16 protein-coding genes are annotated in these 18160 nt (G+C 66.7%); 9 read left to right on the forward strand and 7 right to left on the reverse strand.

Going from position 1 to position 18160, the window contains the following annotated elements:
* Window positions 1-39: 39 nt before the first annotated feature.
* The gene (locus tag GTW51_RS09325) at window positions 40-1764 is read left to right on the forward strand and encodes a sensor domain-containing diguanylate cyclase (RefSeq protein ID WP_163043648.1); all 1725 of its coding nucleotides are present in this window, start codon (window positions 40-42) and stop codon (window positions 1762-1764) included.
* 27 nt (window positions 1765-1791) lie between these two features.
* Here GTW51_RS09325 and GTW51_RS09330 read toward each other — a convergent pair whose 3' ends face one another.
* On the reverse strand, window positions 1792-2322 hold the full coding sequence (locus GTW51_RS09330) for a CoA-binding protein (protein ID WP_163043649.1): 531 nt from the start codon (window positions 2320-2322) through the stop codon (window positions 1792-1794).
* On the reverse strand, window positions 2319-3140 hold the full coding sequence (locus GTW51_RS09335; protein WP_163043650.1) for an enoyl-CoA hydratase: 822 nt from the start codon (window positions 3138-3140) through the stop codon (window positions 2319-2321). Before GTW51_RS09335 ends, GTW51_RS09330 begins: the two co-directional genes overlap by 4 nt.
* Before the next feature lie 127 nt (window positions 3141-3267).
* Here GTW51_RS09335 and GTW51_RS09340 point away from each other — a divergent pair, with 127 nt between their 5' ends.
* The 3 genes from GTW51_RS09340 (at window position 3268) to rpsI (ending at window position 4835) form a co-directional block, all read left to right on the forward strand.
* Window positions 3268-3708, forward strand: a complete 441-nt coding sequence (locus GTW51_RS09340) for a PaaI family thioesterase (protein WP_246232907.1) — start codon at window positions 3268-3270, stop codon at window positions 3706-3708.
* 186 nt (window positions 3709-3894) lie between these two features.
* Entirely contained in the window at window positions 3895-4359 is a 465-nt protein-coding gene (rplM, locus tag GTW51_RS09345) for a 50S ribosomal protein L13 (protein ID WP_163043651.1), read from the forward strand.
* The gene (gene rpsI, locus GTW51_RS09350; protein WP_163043652.1) at window positions 4359-4835 is read left to right on the forward strand and encodes a 30S ribosomal protein S9; all 477 of its coding nucleotides are present in this window, start codon (window positions 4359-4361) and stop codon (window positions 4833-4835) included. Before rplM ends, rpsI begins: the two co-directional genes overlap by 1 nt.
* Window positions 4836-4961: 126 nt before the next feature.
* On the opposite strand, the gene glmS is transcribed toward rpsI, so the two are convergent.
* The 3 genes from glmS to GTW51_RS09365 form a co-directional block, all read right to left on the reverse strand.
* A complete protein-coding gene (gene glmS, locus GTW51_RS09355; protein WP_163043653.1) occupies window positions 4962-6788 on the reverse strand; it encodes a glutamine--fructose-6-phosphate transaminase (isomerizing) in 1827 nt (608 codons plus the stop codon).
* Between the two features lie 81 nt (window positions 6789-6869).
* Window positions 6870-8258, reverse strand: coding sequence for a bifunctional UDP-N-acetylglucosamine diphosphorylase/glucosamine-1-phosphate N-acetyltransferase GlmU (gene glmU, locus GTW51_RS09360; protein WP_163043781.1), 1389 nt, complete (start codon window positions 8256-8258; stop codon window positions 6870-6872).
* 145 nt (window positions 8259-8403) lie between these two features.
* The gene (locus GTW51_RS09365; RefSeq protein ID WP_203565993.1) at window positions 8404-10401 is read right to left on the reverse strand and encodes a polysaccharide biosynthesis protein; all 1998 of its coding nucleotides are present in this window, start codon (window positions 10399-10401) and stop codon (window positions 8404-8406) included.
* A 338-nt stretch (window positions 10402-10739) separates the two neighbouring features.
* Between GTW51_RS09365 and metK the strand changes: the two genes are divergently transcribed.
* The 4 genes from metK to argC all read left to right on the forward strand — a co-directional run bounded on the left by metK (window position 10740) and on the right by argC (window position 15563).
* On the forward strand, window positions 10740-12005 hold the full coding sequence (gene metK / locus GTW51_RS09370; protein ID WP_163043655.1) for a methionine adenosyltransferase: 1266 nt from the start codon (window positions 10740-10742) through the stop codon (window positions 12003-12005).
* Between the two features lie 120 nt (window positions 12006-12125).
* Window positions 12126-13088 (forward strand): agmatinase, encoded by a 963-nt coding sequence (gene speB / locus GTW51_RS09375; RefSeq protein ID WP_163043656.1) that lies wholly within the window; start codon window positions 12126-12128, stop codon window positions 13086-13088.
* Between the two features lie 154 nt (window positions 13089-13242).
* The gene (locus tag GTW51_RS09380; protein WP_163043657.1) at window positions 13243-14385 is read left to right on the forward strand and encodes a DegT/DnrJ/EryC1/StrS family aminotransferase; all 1143 of its coding nucleotides are present in this window, start codon (window positions 13243-13245) and stop codon (window positions 14383-14385) included.
* Window positions 14386-14507: 122 nt separating this feature from the next.
* The gene (argC, locus tag GTW51_RS09385) at window positions 14508-15563 is read left to right on the forward strand and encodes an N-acetyl-gamma-glutamyl-phosphate reductase (protein WP_163043658.1); all 1056 of its coding nucleotides are present in this window, start codon (window positions 14508-14510) and stop codon (window positions 15561-15563) included.
* 54 nt (window positions 15564-15617) lie between these two features.
* Here the strand turns inward: argC and GTW51_RS09390 are convergent, their stop codons facing one another.
* On the reverse strand, window positions 15618-16709 hold the full coding sequence (locus GTW51_RS09390) for a COX15/CtaA family protein (RefSeq protein WP_163043659.1): 1092 nt from the start codon (window positions 16707-16709) through the stop codon (window positions 15618-15620).
* Between the two features lie 151 nt (window positions 16710-16860).
* On the opposite strand from GTW51_RS09390, the gene GTW51_RS09395 reads away from it, so the two are divergent.
* Complete coding sequence (locus tag GTW51_RS09395) at window positions 16861-17070, forward strand: DUF2842 domain-containing protein (protein WP_163043660.1); 210 nt, start codon at window positions 16861-16863, stop codon at window positions 17068-17070.
* Window positions 17071-17086: 16 nt separating this feature from the next.
* Here the strand turns inward: GTW51_RS09395 and GTW51_RS09400 are convergent, their stop codons facing one another.
* Window positions 17087-18022 carry an NAD-dependent epimerase/dehydratase family protein gene (locus GTW51_RS09400; protein WP_163043661.1) on the reverse strand — a complete coding sequence of 312 codons (936 nt, stop codon included), beginning with the start codon at window positions 18020-18022 and terminating at the stop codon, window positions 17087-17089.
* Window positions 18023-18160 lie beyond the last annotated feature (138 nt).

Below are 18160 nucleotides of genomic sequence, written 5' to 3' on the forward strand. Positions count from 1 at the left end.
CGAGGAGAGACCAGCGCCGTGCACGAATTCCTGTCGGCCATGAACCGCTTACGCGACCGGATGAGCATGAAGCAGCAGTCGGCTTTGCTGACCGCCCTGCTTTCGATCCTCGTGGTGGCGGCAATGACGCTCGCTACAGCGGTTCTGATCCGCGACCGCGCGATGGAAAGCGCCAAAGCCGAGATGCAGGACCTCGCGCAGGCGATGGCCGACCGCCTCGACCAGGAGATGTTCGAGCGTTTCCGCGAGATCGGCAATTTCGCGTCGCTGCATCCGCTGCACGATAGCTGGGACAGCGATCGGGACGGCATCCGGCGCCTTCTCGACCAGTTGCAGACAACGCTGCCGCGCTACGCCTGGATTGGCTACGCCTCGCTCGACGGCGTCGTCCAGGCCTCGACCAGAGGCACGCTCGAAGGCGTCTCCGTCGCCGAGCGGCCGTGGTTCATCGACGCCTTGCAGGCGCCATCGGCCCTCGATCTGCACGAAGCCAAGCTGCTGGCAGACGTACTCGGTCCCTCCGAAGACGGCGAGCCCTTCCGTTTCGTCGATGTCGCTGCCCCGGTGCGCGACGCCTCGGGGAACGTCACGGGCGTGCTCGGCGCTCACCTCAGCTGGTCCTGGGCACAATCGGTGCGAAGCTACCTCCTCGGCAGCCTCGAGCCTCGGCTGAGGACCGATCTGTGGGTGACGGCGTCGGATGGAAACGCCATCCTCGGCGCGCCGTTCGGCCAGCCGGTCCTGTCGCAACAACAGCTGCAACTCGCCGAGCAGACCTATATCGGCGGCGAAGGCGACGCGACCTATCTAGCCGCAGCCGTCGCCACCAAGGGCTACGAGAGCTATCCGGGCCTCGGCTGGATCGTCATCGCCAAGCGACCGATGGCGGTCGTGCTCGCGGACGCCAACCGCTTCATCCTGGCCATCATCCTGATCGGCACATTCGCCGCGCTTGCCGGCATCGGCGCGGCCTTCCTGATTGCCGGGCGCGTAACCCGTCCGCTGAACCGGCTTACCGCCGACGCCGACCGGCTCGGCCGCGAGGAAGAGATTGTCGCCTTCGGGCGCCAGCGTGGCTCATCCGACATTCTCCAGTTGTCCAACTCGCTGCGCTCACTCATGCGTCGGGTCGACGCCGCCGAAAGCGACGCGACGGAGGCCCGCGACCTGATGCAGCAGTCGGAGCGGGCCTACTCGGTCAAGACGCTCGAGCATCTGGAGACCGTGCGGACGCTGCGGCTTCTCGCCGACACCGACCCGATGACGGGCCTTTTGAACCGGCGCAGCTTTCTTGGCGACGCCAAGGATGTGCTCGCCTTCTTTCGACGCTACGAAAGCAAGTTCGCGATCCTGATGATCGACATCGACAATTTCAAACACGTCAACGATACCCACGGCCATGCCGTCGGCGACGAGGTGATCCGTACGATCGGCCGGGTGCTCGCCGAGGCGGCCCGCCAGACCGATCGAGTCGCTCGCTTCGGCGGCGAGGAATTCGTCGTCCTGCTTCGCGAGGTGGACGAGGCCGCGCTCACCAGCTGGGCGGAGCGCATGCGCAGTGCCGTGCAGATGGCCACCGTGACGACGCCGGCTGGCGCCGTCGGCGTGACGGTCAGCGTCGGGGCAACCTTGGTGTCACCCGGCGACCGGGATATCGAGGACGTCCTGCACCGGGCAGATCTTGCGCTCTATCGCTCGAAATCCAACGGCCGGAACCGGATGACCATATCGCAGGGCCCTGAAGCGGCCGGTCAGCCAGCCTGACGATCTCGGATGCCGCCGCATAGCCGATCATCTGCGAGGGGTGAGCCCAAAGCTCTGATAGCCCGCCCCGCGCGTCGGCTTCTTCGACGAAATCACCCGTGAATTGACGCCGTTCCAGCCGATCTCTCCCGAGAGCCGGGCGAACTCGATTTTCGGGCAGCGGTCCATGATCACCGTCAACCCCGCCGCTTCGGCTTTGGCGGCTGCCTCGTCGTGGCGCACGCCCAGCTGCGTCCAGATCACCTTCGGCTTCGGCTCCAGCGCCAGCGCCTGGTCAACGATGCCCGGCACTGCGTCACTGGCGCGAAAGATGTCGACCATTTCGACCGGCTCGGGAATGCTCGCCAGATCGGCGTAGACCGTCTGCCCGAGGATTTCCTGGCCGGCGAGGCCGGGATTGACCGGGATGACGCGGAAGCCCTTCGCCAGCAGGTATTTCAGGACGAAATAGGAAGGCCGGATCTCCTTGGCGCTGGCGCCGACCATGGCGATGGTGCGGATTTCCGTCAGGATGCGGCGGATGACGGCGTCGTCGTAGCGCAGCGGAGCCGCACTCATTCGTGCGTCCATTCCGGCTTGCGCTTCTCCAGGAACGCGCCGATCCCCTCCTCCGCATCCTTCGCCAACATGTTTTCCACCATCACGCCGGCGGCGTATGCGTAGGCGTCGGAGAGGCCCATCTCGGCCTGGCGATAGAAGGCTTCCTTGCCGGTCTTCACCGTCAGCGACGACTTGGAGGCGATGGTGGTGGCGTATTTGCCGACCACCGTGCCGAGATATTCCGGCGGCACCACACGGTTTACCAGGCCGAAATCGCGGGCGCTGCGGGCGTCGATCGTCTCGCCGGTCAAGAGCATCTCCATCGCGTGCTTGGGCGAGAGATTGCGCGACAGCGCCACCATCGGGGTCGAGCAGAACAGGCCGATATTGACACCCGGTGTGCAGAACTGCGATTCCTCGGACGCGATTGCGAGATCGCAGGACGCCACCAGCTGGCAGCCGGCGGCGGTCGCGAGGCCGTTTACCTCGGCGATCACCGGGTTCGGGTGGCGGACGATCGCCTGCATCAGCTCGGCGCATTTCTGCATGGTGGTCGTGAAGAACGCCCGACCGCCATCGGCGTCGCTGCGATGCGCGGTCAGTTCCTTGAGGTCGTGGCCGGCGGAAAACACCTTGCCCTCCCCGGCAATGACCACGACCCGGTTGGTCCTGTCCGCAGCCGCTTCGGCAAGACCAGCGAGCAACGCGTCCATCACAGCCAGCGACAGGGCATTGGCCGGCGGCGTCGAAATGACGAGGCGCGTAAGGCTCGGGGCGCGCTGGACGACGACGACCGGCCCCTCGCCTGCCATGTTGAGTTCGAGAATGTCTGCCATGGAATGCGCAACCTGTTTTCTGGCCGGGTGGCCTTTCGGTCGGCAGCTAGATAGGACGAATCTAGCCTGTCCGCCAACGCTGCGCGCCCGCAGCCCGCCCGAAGGACCCCTGCCCGTGCAGCCGATCATGACCGTCGCGGCGATCAATCGCTTTCTCGAGACGGACTTTCCGCAACTCGGCGGCAGTGACGGCGGCTATTCGGTCGTCGACGTCGCGCCCGGCACTGCCGTACTTCGCCTCCTTACAGGCTCGCAGCATCTGCGGCCGGGCGGCACCGTCTCCGGCCCGACGCTCTTTGCGCTCGCCGACGTCGCCGCCTATGTCGCGATCCTTGCGCATATCGGCCCGGTGGCGCTCGCCGTCACCACGAATCTGTCGATCAACTTCCTGCGCAAGCCAGAGCCCGGCGCGCTCTTCGGCCGTGCCCGGATCCTGAAGCTCGGCAAGCGGCTGGCCGTCGTCGAGGTGGCGATCAGCCCGGAAGACGAAGGAGAAACCGTCGCCCACGCCGTCGCGACCTATTCCATCCCACCGCGGGCGAGCGAGGCAGAAACGGTCCAGGTATAATGGTACCTTATGGTATCAATCCCCTGCCCCACAAAGGATTGCCGGCAGCCGGCCGTCGCGCTTTGACGTTGACACCAGACTGTTCTGCCCGTATGTCCCCGCCCAGAGAGAGCGGCCGTGAGCCGCGCTTTTCGTTTGGCGGCCGCAGCGGTTGCCTCATGCTCACGAACGACCCAAAGGCAACCCATGAAAACCTTCTCGCAGAAGACCGAGACGGTGGAGAAGAAGTGGATTCTGATCGACGCCGAAGGGCTCGTCGTCGGTCGCCTCGCCTCCATCGTTGCGCTTCGCCTCCGTGGCAAGCACAAGCCGACCTACACGCCGCATGTCGACGACGGTGACAACATCATCATCGTCAATGCCGACAAGATCGTGCTGACCGGCAAGAAATACGAAAACAAGACCTATTACTGGCACACCGGCTACGCCGGCGGCATCAAGGAGCGCAAGGCGCGCCATATCCTCGAGGGCCGCTTTCCCGAGCGCGTCGTCGAGAAGGCTATCGAGCGCATGATCCCGCGGGGTCCGCTCGGCCGTCGCCAGATGAAGAACCTCAGGGTCTATGCCGGCGCGGAACATCCGCACGTGGCGCAGAACCCGGTCACGCTGGATGTCGGCGCGATGAACTCCAAGAACACGAGGGCCGTTTGATGTCCCAGCTCTCCTCACTTGAAGAACTCGGCTCGGCCGAGACGATCACCCAGCCGGAAGCGCCGGTCTACGTCCAGAAGCTCGACCAGTTCGGCCGCGCCTATGCGACGGGCAAGCGCAAGGACGCCGTCGCACGCGTCTGGATCAAGCCGGGCACCGGCAAGATCATCATCAACGAGCGGGACTTCGGCACGTATTTTGCCCGTCCGGTTCTCCAGATGGTGCTGCGTCAGCCGATCGTCGCGGCCAATCGCGACGGCCAGTTCGACATCATCGCGACGGTCGCCGGCGGCGGTCTCTCCGGCCAGGCCGGTGCGGTCCGTCACGGCATCTCCAAGGCGCTGACCTACTACGAGCCAGGCCTGCGCGCCGTGCTCAAGAAGGGCGGCTTCCTGACGCGCGACTCGCGTACGGTCGAGCGCAAGAAGTACGGCCGGGCGAAGGCTCGCCGTTCGTTCCAGTTCTCGAAGCGCTGATCGACCAGCGTTTCTCATCCAGAAAAAAGGGCCGCCGGAGAGATCCGGCGGCCCTTTTTCGTTGCAGCTGATTTTTGCGTTGGCCGGTTCGCGGAATGGATCCGCCCGGTGGAAATCCCGTCGCCGCTATTCGACGGTGACGGACTTGGCCAGGTTGCGCGGCTGGTCGACATCCGTGCCCATCTGCACGGCCGTATGATAGGCCAGCATCTGCAGCGGGATGGCGTAGATGATCGGGGTGAGGATCTCCGGCATGTCCGGGAGGACCACGGTGCTTGCCATGTCGCTCCCGGAGCCGGCGGCGCCCTTGGCGTCGGTGAACAGGATGATCCGCCCGCCGCGCGCCGCGACCTCCTGCATGTTCGACATGGTCTTCTCGAAGCTGCGGTCGTGAGGTGCGATGACCACCACCGGCATCGTGTCGTCGATCAGCGCGATCGGCCCGTGCTTGAGTTCGCCCGCCGCATAGCCTTCGGCGTGGATGTAGCTGATCTCCTTGAGCTTCAGCGCACCCTCCATGGCCAGCGGATACGAGAAGCCGCGACCGAGGAACAGCGCATGACGCTTGGTCGCCATCTCGCGCGACAGCGCCTCGACGGTGTCCTCCAGCGCCAGCGCCTCGTTGGCGAGCCGCGGCACCTCGGCGAGCGAGCGCGTCAGTTCCAGTTCGCGCTCCGGCGAGATCACTCCGCGCGCGACGCCGGCATGGATCGCCAGGGCGGCGAGGCTGATCAGCTGGCAGGTGAAGGCCTTGGTGGAGGCAACGCCGATCTCGGGACCCGCCAGCGTCGGCAGCACGACGTCGCTCTCGCGGGCGATGGTCGATTCCTGCACGTTCACGACCGAAGCGATGCGCAGCCCCTCGCCCTTGGCATAGCGCAGCGAGGCCAGCGTATCGGCGGTCTCGCCCGACTGCGAGACGAACAGCGCGAGGTCGACGTCGCCGAGCGGGCTCTCGCGGTAGCGGAACTCCGACGCGACATCGAGATCGCAGGGGATGCGCGCATAGCGCTCTAAATAATAGCGCCCCACCAGCGCGGCGTAATAGCCGGTGCCGCAGGCCGACAAAGCGATGCGGCGGACGTTCGAGAAGTCCAGCGTCTGGCCGTTCGGAATGCGGGTGCGGCCGGTGGTCATATCGACGAAGGCGCCGAGCGTGTGGGAGAGGACCTCCGGCTGCTCGTAGATCTCCTTCTGCATGAAGTGGCGGTGGTTGCCCTTGTCGACGTAGAACGCCTTGCCAGTGGAGCGCCGCACCGGGCGGATGACCGGATTGCCGTGCTCGTCGAAGATCTCGATCGTCGCATGGCGGAGCACCGCCATGTCACCTTCCTCGAGATAGCGGACGATGTCGGTGAACGGAGACAGGGCAATGGCGTCGGAGCCGAGGAACATCTCGCCCTCGCCCTCGCCCACCGCCAGCGGGCTGCCCCGCCGTGCGCCGATCAGAAGGTTCTCTTCGCCGTCGAACAGGAAGGCGAGCGAAAATGCGCCTTCCAACCGCCCGAGCACGGCCATCACGGCCTCCTTCGGCGCCAGTCCGCGCCTGAGTTCCCGGTTCACGAGATGGGCCACGGTCTCGGTGTCGGTCTGGCTTTCGAAGACCGCGCCATCCGCCTCGAGTTCGGCGCGCAGTTCACGGTAGTTCTCGATGATGCCGTTGTGGACTATGGCAAGCTTGCCAGCCATGTGCGGGTGGGCGTTGGCTTCGGTCGCGGCGCCATGCGTCGCCCAGCGGGTATGGCCGATGCCGATCGTGCCGGACAGCGGATCGCCCTCCAGCCGGCGCTGCAGATTGACCAGCTTGCCCTCGGCCCGGCGCCGCGTCAGCACCCCGTCTTCGAGGGTCGCGATGCCGGCGGAATCATAGCCGCGATATTCGAGGCGCTTGAGCGCGTCGACCAGACGTCCTGCGACGGGTTCGTGACTGACGATGCCGATGATGCCGCACATGGTGGAACGAGCCCCTGTCTTGTCGCGCAAGGCCGCCACGGCGGCCTGCCGTCTCTACCGCAACGCACGCACCGCGGGGATTCACGATTGGTGACGGGAAATTACCGCGCCGCCGGATTTTGCCCGGGCCGCCTTCGCCGCCTTGTTGCGCTCGGTGATCTCGCGGCCGCGGCCTGGCTTGTTCACCTGCCGCTGCCTCGCGATCGCCAGCGCGTCGTCCGGCACGTCGTCGGTGATCACGCTGCCGGTGCCGACATAGGCGCCGCCGCCGATCCGCACCGGCGCAACCAGCGCCGAGTTCGAGCCGATGAACGCCCCTGCCCCGATCTCGGTCAGGTGCTTCATCGCGCCATCGTAATTGCAGGTGATCGTTCCCGCGCCCAGATTGGCAGCGTCACCGACCGTCGCGTCGCCAACATAGGAGAGGTGGTTGATCTTCGCCCCCTCGCCGATATCGGCGTTCTTCACCTCGCAGAAATTGCCCACCTTGGAGCCGGCGGCGAGGCGCGTGCCCGGCCGAAGCCGCGCGAACGGGCCGACGGAGACGCCCTCGCCGATCGACGCCTGCTCGATGTGGCAGAAGGCGTGGATGGTGGCTCCCGAGGCGACACGGACACCGGGACCGAAGACGACGCTCGGCTCGATCGTGACGTCGGCGGCAATCTCGGTGTCATGCGAAAAATAGACGGTGGCGGGATCCTGCAGCGTGACGCCATCCAGCATCGCTGCGCGGCGCCGACGATCCTGCCAGAGCGCCTCGACCGCCGCGAGTTCGGCGCGGTTGTTGACGCCCGTCACCTCGTCCGCATCGGCCTCGATCGCCCTGACGCTGCGCCCGGCGCGCCGCGCGATCTCCACGAGGTCGGTCAGATAGTATTCGCCCTTGGCGTTGGCGTTGCCGATCGAGTCGAACATTTCCAGTGCGTCCGCACCTGCAAACGCCATCACCCCGGCGTTGCAGAATCCGATCGCCCGCTCCTCGGCGCTGGCGTCTTTCTCCTCGCGGATCGCCACAAGTTCCCCGTCCTGTTCGACGAGGCGCCCGTAGCCCGTCGGATCGGCGGGACGGAAGCCGACGACGCAAACGGCGGCGCCTGCGGCGAGCACCGCACGGGCGCGCGCCAGCGTTTCCGGCCGGATGAGCGGCGTGTCGGCGAACAGCACCAGTACATCGTCGGCGCCATCCGCGATGGCGGTGCGGGCAGCGAGAACCGCGTGGGCAGTCCCCAGCCGTTCGTGCTGCGGAAAGGTCGCCACCGTGCCGACATCCTGCCGGACCGCGGCTTCCACCGCCTCGCCATCACGGCCGACGACGACGGCCAGGTCGCTCGAGCCTGCCGCGGCGGCCGCGCGGGCGACATGCCGGATCATTTCCAGGCCGGCGACCGGGTGCAGCACCTTCGACATCGAGGACTTCATCCGCGTGCCTTCGCCTGCCGCAAGGATGATCGATAGGCAGCGTCGCACCATGGTCCACTCGTCGTTCTGTTCGGGGAGCTCGCCCATAGCACGGGCCGACAAAGTCTGGAACGGCGGCCGGCGGGCGTTCAATACGGGCACGGCAGTGACGTCGGCGGTCAGATCGTCCCGACAAGCCGACCACGGATCGCCGAAGTCAGTCGTCGGCGTCTGTCGTCACGCGGGTTATGCCGAGCAAGGGGGGCGCGGTCCTTTCGCGCTCGACCATGGCCTGGATCTCCTGGCTCGGCACGAATTCCTGCACCGTCGATTTCAGCAGGCGAATGGCCCCCGGCAGATCGTTGTCGCGGATCATCTCCTCCATCTGCTCGAATATCCGCTGTACCAGCCGCCATTCGATCGGCCGCGGGAATGCGGCCAGGATGTTGGCGATTCCCGTGCGGTCGGTCAGCTCGTCCGGGTCGAACAGTTCCTCGTAGAGTTTTTCGCCGGGGCGCAGGCCGGTGTAGAGAATCTTGATGTCGGCGTCGGGCCGCATGCCGGAGAGCCGGATGACGTTGCGGGCGAGGTCGGCGATCTTCACCGGCGAGCCCATGTCGAGCACGAAGATCCGGCCGCGCTGTTCGCGGTTGCTCAGGCTGTGAGCCGCCGACTGGAGGATCAGCAGGCAGGCCTCCGAGATCGTCATGAAATAGCGTTCGATCTCTGGATGGGTGACGGTCAGCGGCCCGCCTTCCTTGAGCTGCTTCTCGAACAGTGGGATCACCGATCCCGCCGAGCCGAGCACGTTGCCGAAGCGCACGGTGATGAACCGCGTGTCGCCCTCGCCGCTGTTGAGATCCATCGCCTGGCAGAACATCTCGGCGAGGCGCTTGCTGCCGCCCATGACGTTCCAGGGACGGACCGCCTTGTCGGTGGAGACGAGGATCATCGCCTCGACCTTCGCCGCGGCCGCTGCCTCGGCGACGTTGCGCGTGCCGATGGCGTTGGTATGCAGCCCTTCCAGTGGCTGCGCCTCGACGATCGGGACGTGCTTCAGCGCCGCGGCGTGGAACACGACCGATGGCTGCGTGGCATTGATCACCCGCGCGATGCTGTCGCGTTCGCGCACGTTGCAGAGGGCGGCGTGGAGCCTGATCCGCGGGTTGCGCTGGCGCAGTTCGCGCTCGATCGAATAGATCAGGTATTCGCTGGCATCGACGAGGACGAGATTGCTGGGCTCCAGCGCGGCGATCTGGCGGGCGAGCTCTGATCCGATCGAGCCGCCGGCACCGGTGATCATGATCGTGCGGTTCTTGATCATCGCCGCCACCGGCGCGCCGTCGAGGTGGAGCGGTTCGCGCTGCAGCAGGTCTTCCAGCTTGACCGGACGCACGTTCGAGACGGCGTCGAGGTCCTGCATGTCGAACATGTCCGGCAGGCAGAGAACCTCCAGCTTCAGCCTGCCGGCGAGTTCGACGAGATCTTCCAGATGGGCGTAACGCGAAAATTCCTTGCGCGATCGGGTGAGGACCACGGCGTCGGGCCGACGCCCCTGCCCTTCGAAGCGCGCAACGGCCTCTTCCATCGCGTCGAGCGTCCCGACGATCGGGACCCCGCGGATGAAGCGGCCGGAGCGTCTGCCGCGTTCGTCGATGATCGCCAGGACCTCGAAGCGGGACTGGTGCCCCTCTTCGGTCGCCTTGATGAAGGCGTCCGCCGTATCCGTGGCGCCGACGAGGAGGACGCGCTTGCCGCTCTGCGTCGTGCTGTCGTTGTCGCGCTTGCGGTCCCGCTGGTTGCGATAGCTCCGGTACCCGGCCCGCGGCGCGGCGAGGAGGATGATCAGAAAGGCCCAGGCGATGATCGGCGCCGAACGCGGGATCGACTCCAAGCGTACCAGCATGAAGTGAAAGACGATGAACAGGCAGGTGGCGATGGTGGCCGTCTTGGCGATCGCCACGAAGTCCAGCAGCGACGCGTAGCGCCAGATGCCGCGATTCATGCCGACGACGAACCCGACGATGCCGACCACGACGCCGAATACCAGCGCCGCCAGCGTATAGGTCGGGAGGTTCTGGACGAAAACGTCCCTGTCCAGCCGCAGCGCCAGCGAGAGGAGCAGGGCGATGACACCCATCAGCGTATCGTGCACCCATGCTGCGCCGCGCAGCATCACCATCCGCAACAGGTTTTTCGACATCTTGATGGTCATTCGTTCAGGGCGCTACCGAGCTGAAAATGCAGCTTTACAGTATATACGGGTGAATTGTGCGTTGCCAGACCGGCAGAAAAATGACGTGCCGGTCCGCGCTCGGGCAGACTGAAGGTTTGCGGCGTCGCGACGTCAGTGCCTCCATCCCCAGGGATAGTGGCAGCGACAAGGAAAACTGCAGACTTCCTCTTGACGACCCTCTGCGTTTCCCGCAAAGCGCCCGCGGTCGGGGCGCGCAGATGCGCCGCATTTCCCGACGTCATGTCGAAAGGTTCCGTCGCACCTGCGCCGGCGCAGAAGCTTCGGCATGTTTCTCATTGACGAGGACGGGGTCACCGATGGCACGACTGGATTACGTATTCACAAGCGAGAGCGTGTCGGAAGGCCATCCTGACAAGGTCTGCGACCGGATTTCCGACGAGATCGTCGATCTGGTCTACCGCGAAGCGAAGAAGACGGGCGTCGATCCGTGGTCGGTGCGCATCGCCTGCGAGACGCTGGCGACGACGAATCGCGTGGTCATCGCCGGCGAAGTCCGGTTGCCGAAGTCGCTGATGAAGATCGACAAGCACGGCAACGAGGTCATCAACCCGTCGCGGTTCAAGTCGGCCGCCCGGCGGGCGATCCGCGACATCGGCTACGAGCAGGACGGGTTCCACTGGAAGACCGCCAAGATCGACGTGCTGCTGCACTCGCAGTCGGCTGATATTGCCCAAGGCGTGGACCGCGCGGCAGACGTCGACGCCAAGGGCAGCAACCAGCAGGCCGAGGGCGCGGGCGACCAGGGCATCATGTTCGGTTACGCCTGCCGCGAGACGCCGGAGCTGATGCCGGCGCCGATCTATTACGCCCACAAGATCCTCGAACTCCTCGCCAAGGCGCGCAAGTCGGGTCAAGGCGAGGCGGCCAAGCTCGGGCCGGACGCCAAGAGCCAGATCACCGTGCGCTATGAGGGCGGCAAGCCGGTCGAGGTGACGCAGATCGTCCTGTCGACGCAGCATACCGACGAAAGCTGGGACTCCGCCAAGGTGCGCGAAGTCGTCGAGCCCTACATTCGGGAAGCCCTCCGCGACCTGCCGGTCGCCAAGGATTGCGCCTGGTACATCAACCCGACGGGCAAGTTCGTGATCGGCGGGCCTGATGGCGACGCGGGCCTGACCGGCCGCAAGATCATCGTCGACACCTATGGGGGCGCGGCACCACACGGCGGCGGCGCGTTCTCGGGCAAGGACACGACCAAGGTCGACCGTTCGGCCGCCTATGCTGCGCGCTACCTGGCCAAGAACGTCGTGGCGGCCAAGCTCGCCGACCGCTGCACCATCCAGATCGCCTACGCGATCGGCGTGGCGCAGCCGCTGGCGATCTATGTCGACCTGCACGGTACCGGCCACGGGGTCGGCGAGGAGCAGATCGAGACGGCGATCCGCGAAGTGATGGATCTGTCGCCGACCGGCATCCGCCAGCATCTCGACCTCAACAAGCCGATCTATGCCAAGACCTCCGCCTATGGCCATTTCGGCCGCAAGGCAGGCCGTGACGGCACCTTCTCCTGGGAGAAGACCGACATCGCCCAGAAGCTCAAGGCCGCCGCTCTCGGCCGCTGAGTCGCCCAATCGGAAGAGCCTGTCCGAAGCTAGCGGGCAGGCTCTCCGACGCGTTCGTCAACCTGCCGCCGATCGCCTGTCCAGCATGGGCGCCGATCGCGCGACAATGAGGTCACCGGGATGACGCGCAAGAGCATCGACCACGCCTTTACCAGCCAGAGCGCGCTCGGCGCCGCCGGGGACCCGACCTATGCGGGCGCCCTCTCCTTCATGCGTCGCCGCCTGACGAAATCGCCGGCCGGCGCCGATGTCACGGTCTGGGGCATCCCCTTCGATGCCTCGGTCTCCAACCGGCCGGGTTGCCGCTTCGGGCCGCAGGCGCTGCGGCGCGCCTCGGCGATCTTCGACAACGACCCGCAGTATCCCTTCGACCGCGACCTGTTCGCGGCGATGAGCGTCGTCGACTACGGCGACTGCGCGCTCGACTATCGCCTTCCCGAAATAGCTCACGAGACCATGCGGCAGGAGGCGGAAGCCATCCTGGCCGAGACCGGCTTCCTGCTGACGCTGGGCGGCGACCACTCGATCACCTTCCCGCTGCTGCAGGCGCATGTCGCAAGGCACGGCCGGCTGTCGCTCGTTCAGTTCGATGCGCATCAGGACACCTGGCCGGTCGCCAGCGGCTCGCATGGTCGTCCCCGCGTCGACCACGGCTCCTTCGTCAAGGCCGCCGTCGACGCCGACCTGATCGACCCCGCCACATCCATCCAGATCGGCATCCGCACCCACGCGCCGGAGGATTGCGGCATCGCCATCCTCGACGGCGAGGCGGTGGAGGACATGTCGGCCGCCGCGATCGCCGAGGCGATTCTCGCCCGCACCGCCGGCAGCGACGTCTATCTCTCCTTCGACATCGACTGCCTCGACGCGGCCTTCGCGCCGGGCACGGGCACGCCTGTCGCGGGCGGCCCGACCAGTGCCAAGATCCTCTCGGTTTTGCGCCGGCTGGGCGCACTGCCGCTGGTCGGGGCCGACGTCGTCGAGGTCTCGCCGCCCTACGACCACGCCGACATCACCGCCATCGCCGGCGCCACGGTTGCGATGTACGTCCTCGGCCTGCTGGCCGAGCGGAAAAGCGCCTGAGACAGTCTGGAGCGCCGCGGAGCCGGACGCGTCCAAGACGGCTCGGCGCGAATCGTGATTCATTGACACGATTGTTGAATGGCGCCGGGGGCAATTTTCGCTCACCAGCGACGAAAGCCGGACGCCCCGGCGATTCGCCATCCGGACAGGCTTCATGACCCAGAACATTCCCTTCATCGACCTTGCGACGCAGCGTGACCGGATCCGCGACAAGGTCGACCGGCGGATGGCCGCCGTGCTCGACCACGGCGCCTTCATCCTCGGCCCGGAGATCCGCGAGCTGGAAGCGGCTCTGTCGGGCTTCGGCAAGATGGCCCACACGCTCTCCTGCGCGTCAGGCACAGACGCGCTGGCGCTGCCGCTGATGGCGTGGGACGTGAAGGTCGGTGACGCGGTGTTCTGCCCGAGCTTCACCTTCGCGGCGACGGCGGAAGTGGTGGCCTGGCTCGGCGCGACGCCGTATTTCGTCGATGTCGACCCCGAAACGTTCAACATGGACCCGGGCAGCCTCGAAGCGGCGATCGCCGAAGTCGAAGCCGCCGGCAAGCTGCGGCCCCGCGCGATCATCGCGGTCGACCTGTTCGGCCAGCCGGCGGACTATCCGGCGATCCGCCAGATCGCCGACGCGCACGGGCTGAAGCTGATCTCCGACGCGGCGCAGGGCTATGGCGGGACGATCGACGGCGAACTGTCGAGCCGCTGGTCGCATGTCGTATCGACCAGCTTCTTCCCGGCCAAGCCGCTCGGCTGCTACGGCGACGGCGGCGCGGTGCAGACCGACGACGCCGAACTGTTCGACATCATGGCCTCGCTGCGCGTCCACGGCCAGAACGTCGAGGACAAGTACGACAACATCCGCATCGGCATGAACGCCCGCATGGACACGCTGCAGGCGGCGATCCTGCTCGAGAAGCTGGCGATCTTCCCGGACGAGCTGGCGGCGCGCTCGCGCATCGCCGCGCGCTACTCGGCGCGCCTGTCGAACATCGCGACGCCGCAGAAGCTGTTGCGCGACGCGACCTCGACCTGGGCGCAGTACACGGTGCGGCTGCCATCCGGCGCCGACCGGGCCGCGGTGGCCGCGTCGCTGCGCGAGGCCGGCGTGCCGACGGCGATCTATTATCCGCGGCCGCTGCACCAGCAGACAGCGTACAAGCGATTCCCGGTGGTCGGCGGCGCGCTTCCGGTTTCGGACGCGCTGGCAAAGGATGTCATCAGCCTGCCGATGCACGCCTATCTGGACGAGCCGACCCAGGACTACATCATCGACGCGCTGGCGACCGCTCTCGCCGCCTGAAGACCGCATCAACAGCTTTGCCTGCCGGCGACCCCTCTGGACGTCACGGCGAAAGTGCGTACATGCGGGCGGCGTCGCCGGCCATCGTCGGCGTCACGGCAGCAGCATGATGGGAATGGACGATGACCGACAAGATCCGGATCGGCGTACTGGGCGCGAGCGGCTATACCGGCGCCGATCTGGTGCGCCTCGCCGCCCGCCATCCGGCGATCGAGATCGGCGTACTGACGGCGAACAGCCATGCCGGCAAGCCAATGCGCGAGGTGTTCCGGCATTTCTCCCATATCGACCTGCCAGATCTCGTGCGCATCGACGAGGCCGACTGGAGCGCCGTCGACGCGGTGTTCTGCGGCCTGCCGCACGGCACCACGCAAGCGATCACGCGCGAGATCTTCGCGACCTATCCCGAGACCAGGATCATCGACATGTCGGCCGACTTCCGGCTGCGTGATGCCGCGGTCTACAAGGAATGGTACGGGCTCGACCACGGCGCCATGGATATCCAGGGCGAGGCCGTCTACGGCCTCACCGAGATCTACCGTGAGGCCATCGCCGACGCGCGGCTGATCGCCTGCCCCGGCTGCTATCCGACCGCCGTCCTGCTGTCCCTCGTGCCGCTGGCGCGGGCCGGGCTGATCGATACGGCCGACATCGTCATCGACGCGAAATCGGGCGTCTCGGGCGCCGGCCGCAGCCTGAAGGAGAACACGCTGTTCTGCGAGGCGGGCGAAGGCATCTCGCCCTACGCGGTCGGCAAGCATCGCCACATGGCCGAGATCGAGCAGGAGATCGCCGTCGCGGCCGGTGTCCCGGACACGCGGATCAACTTCACCCCGCATCTGATCCCGATGAGCCGGGGCGAGCTCTGCACCAGCTATGTCCGACTCGAGGGCGGAGCGAGCGCGGCAGACCTGCGCAACCGGCTCGCCGAGGCCTATGCCGACGAGCCGTTCGTCACCGTCCTCGAGGAAGGCGTGCTGCCGCAGACGCAGATGGTGCGCGGCTCGAACTATGTCGCGATGAATGTCGTGCCGGACCGCATTCCCGGCCGGGCCATCGTGATCTCGGCGCTGGACAATCTGGTGAAGGGATCGGCCGGCCAGGCGATCCAGAACTTCAACGTCGCCTTCGGCCTCGAAGAGACGCTGGGCATCGAGCAGCTGCCGCTGTTCCCCTGATACCGCTGTCGGCAAAGCCTCGATCCTTGGTGGGTCGAGGCTTCGCCAACCTGTCTACTGCGCGAGGTAGGCGCGTTCCGGATACTCGCCTTTCAGGCTGCGCAGATGGACGACGGCCATCGCCAGCACGACCACGCCGCCGGCCTGATGCGCAAGGCCCCAGCCGATCGGCACGGCGAGCAGCAGCGTGACGATGCCGATCGAGGCCTGCGCCAGCACCAGGAAGAACAGCACCACCGCAACCTTTGCGTGCCGCGTTCCGGGCGCGAGGACCAGCGAAGCGACGGCGTGAACCGCCACGACAGCGAACAGCGTGTAGGCGCCAACGCGGTGGACGAACTGCACCGTCATCACGTTTTCGAAGATATTGCGCCACGTCGGCTGCATCGTCAGCAGCCCGCCGGGGATCCAGGCGCCGTCCATCAGCGGCCAGGTGTTGAAGGTCAGGCCGGCATTCAGCCCAGCGACCAGGCCGCCGAGATAGATCTGGACGAAGGTCAGGAAGAGGATCAGCCCGGCGACGCCGAACGATCCCCGTGTCGGCGGCGCCTCGAAGCGTGGCCGGGCGAGGCCGCGCGCCACCCATATGATCGCCGCGACGATGACGCAGGCCAGCGTCAGATGCATCGCGAGGCGGTACTGGCTGACGTCGGTGCGGACGCTGAGCCCAGAAGCCACCATCCACCAGCCGATGCCGCCCTGCAGCGCGCCGAGGGCGAGGATGCCGAGCAGCCGCGGCTTCAGGAACGTTTCGATCCGGCCGGTCAGCCAGAAGAACGCCAGCGGTACCGCGAAGACGATGCCGACGCCGCGGGCGAGGAAGCGATGCGCCCATTCCCACCAGTAGATGGTCTTGAACTCGTCGAGACTCATGCCCCGGTTGATCTGCTGGTATTGCGGGATCTGGCGGTAGAGGTCGAACTCCTCCTGCCACTCGGCCACCGAAAGAGGCGGCACGACGCCGTGGATCGGCTTCCATTCGGTGATCGAAAGGCCCGATTCAGTCAGCCGCGTCGCGCCGCCGACGACGATCAGGGCGAAGATCACCAGGGCGACCGTGTAGAGCCAGGCGCGAATGGCCGAACGGTCACGATCACGCGGAGACGTCTCGGACGGCGCGGCGGTGGAAGAGGCCAGTGTGTTCATGCCGGTCGAATTGCACGCGGCTCACGGCGGATCAAGGGCGCGAAGGTCGCAGGCGGCCCACTGGAAAGAGGCGGCCCCGGCGTCCATAGAGAGGCGGCACGCGCCATCACCGCAGATGGCTGCGGGCGCGATTGTCAGTGGAAGGCCTTCCATGCCCGTCAGGCTCAAGAAATTCCTCGGCGCGATCATCCTGATCGTGCTGGTCGTCGTCTACGCCGTCCTCGCGACGGCCTTTGCGACCGTTTACCTCGCCGAGTCGAGCGGCTGGATCCACCTGGCCTATTTCCTGTTCACCGGCCTTCTCTGGATACTGCCGGCCATGCTGGTGATCAAATGGATGGAGACGGCGCCGCGACGCTGACCGGCGCCGACGCCTTTCAGAGAATCCCCGTCGCAGCCATGTGCTTCAGCCGTTGAGCGGTGTCGGCGCCGGATTGCCACCCAAGCCGCTGCTGCAAGTGGCTCGTATCGATGACAAAGGGCGTCGAAAGATCGCGCCAGCGCGCCGCCCTGCCCGTCCAGCCGGCCGCCTTCGCCATCAGGCCCGCCGGTGCCGGCAGTACCATCGCGCGGCGTCCCCAGCCCTCGCGCAGGGCGCGCACGATGTCCGCCGGGGAAAGCGGCCCATCGTCGGCAACCAGGAAAGTCTCGCCGGCCGCAGCCGGGTGCTCCAACGAGAGCGTGATCGCGGTGCAGAGCTGATCGATGGCGAGGAGGCTGCGCGGCGCGCCGAGCCTGTCCAGCGGCAGCGGCAGCCTGCGCCGTGCGAGCTCCATCAGCGCCCCGAAGCCGCCTCTGGCGCCGGTGCCATAGACCGGTGCGGGTCGAAGGACGCAGCCTTGCGTCCCCGTACCTGCCAGAGCGTCCCAAAACGCCGCCTCCGCTTCGGCCTTCGATGTCGCATAGGCGCTGGCCGGCGCCAGCGGATCGCTCTCGTGGATCGGCCCGTCGTGCGGGGCGTGCACATGGGCCGTGCTGACGAAGATCATCCGTCCAACCCCTTCGCGACCGACGCGGCGGGCCAACGCCGCGGTTCCTTCGACATTCGCGCGGCGGATCGCGGCGAGGTCGCCGGCCATGGGGTCGCCGCGTCCCGGGTTAAGGGCCCCCAGATGCACGATCGCCTCGATGCCGTCCGGCCAGTGTTGCCATGCCTCGATATCCGCGAGGTCCACCGGACCCCGGATCGTGCCCGGGCTGGCCGACGCCGCGCCGCTGCGCGTCAGGGCTGTCACGTCATGACCGCGCTCCTGCAGCCAGGGATGCAGGTGCCGGCCGACGAAGCCGGTCGAGCCGGTGAGCAGGATGCGCATGGAGAAGTCCCCGTGTGGCTGGTCAGGCGTCCGTCGAGACTCTAGAGCAGGAACGAATGGGCGCCGGCAAGGCGGCTCGCCTCGAGGGGCCGGTCGAAGGCGAGGCGCCTCAACTCGATCCTTCGGCGGAACGGCTGC

The organism is Aurantimonas aggregata, assembly GCF_010500835.1.
Lineage (GTDB): Bacteria > Pseudomonadota > Alphaproteobacteria > Rhizobiales > Rhizobiaceae > Aurantimonas > Aurantimonas aggregata.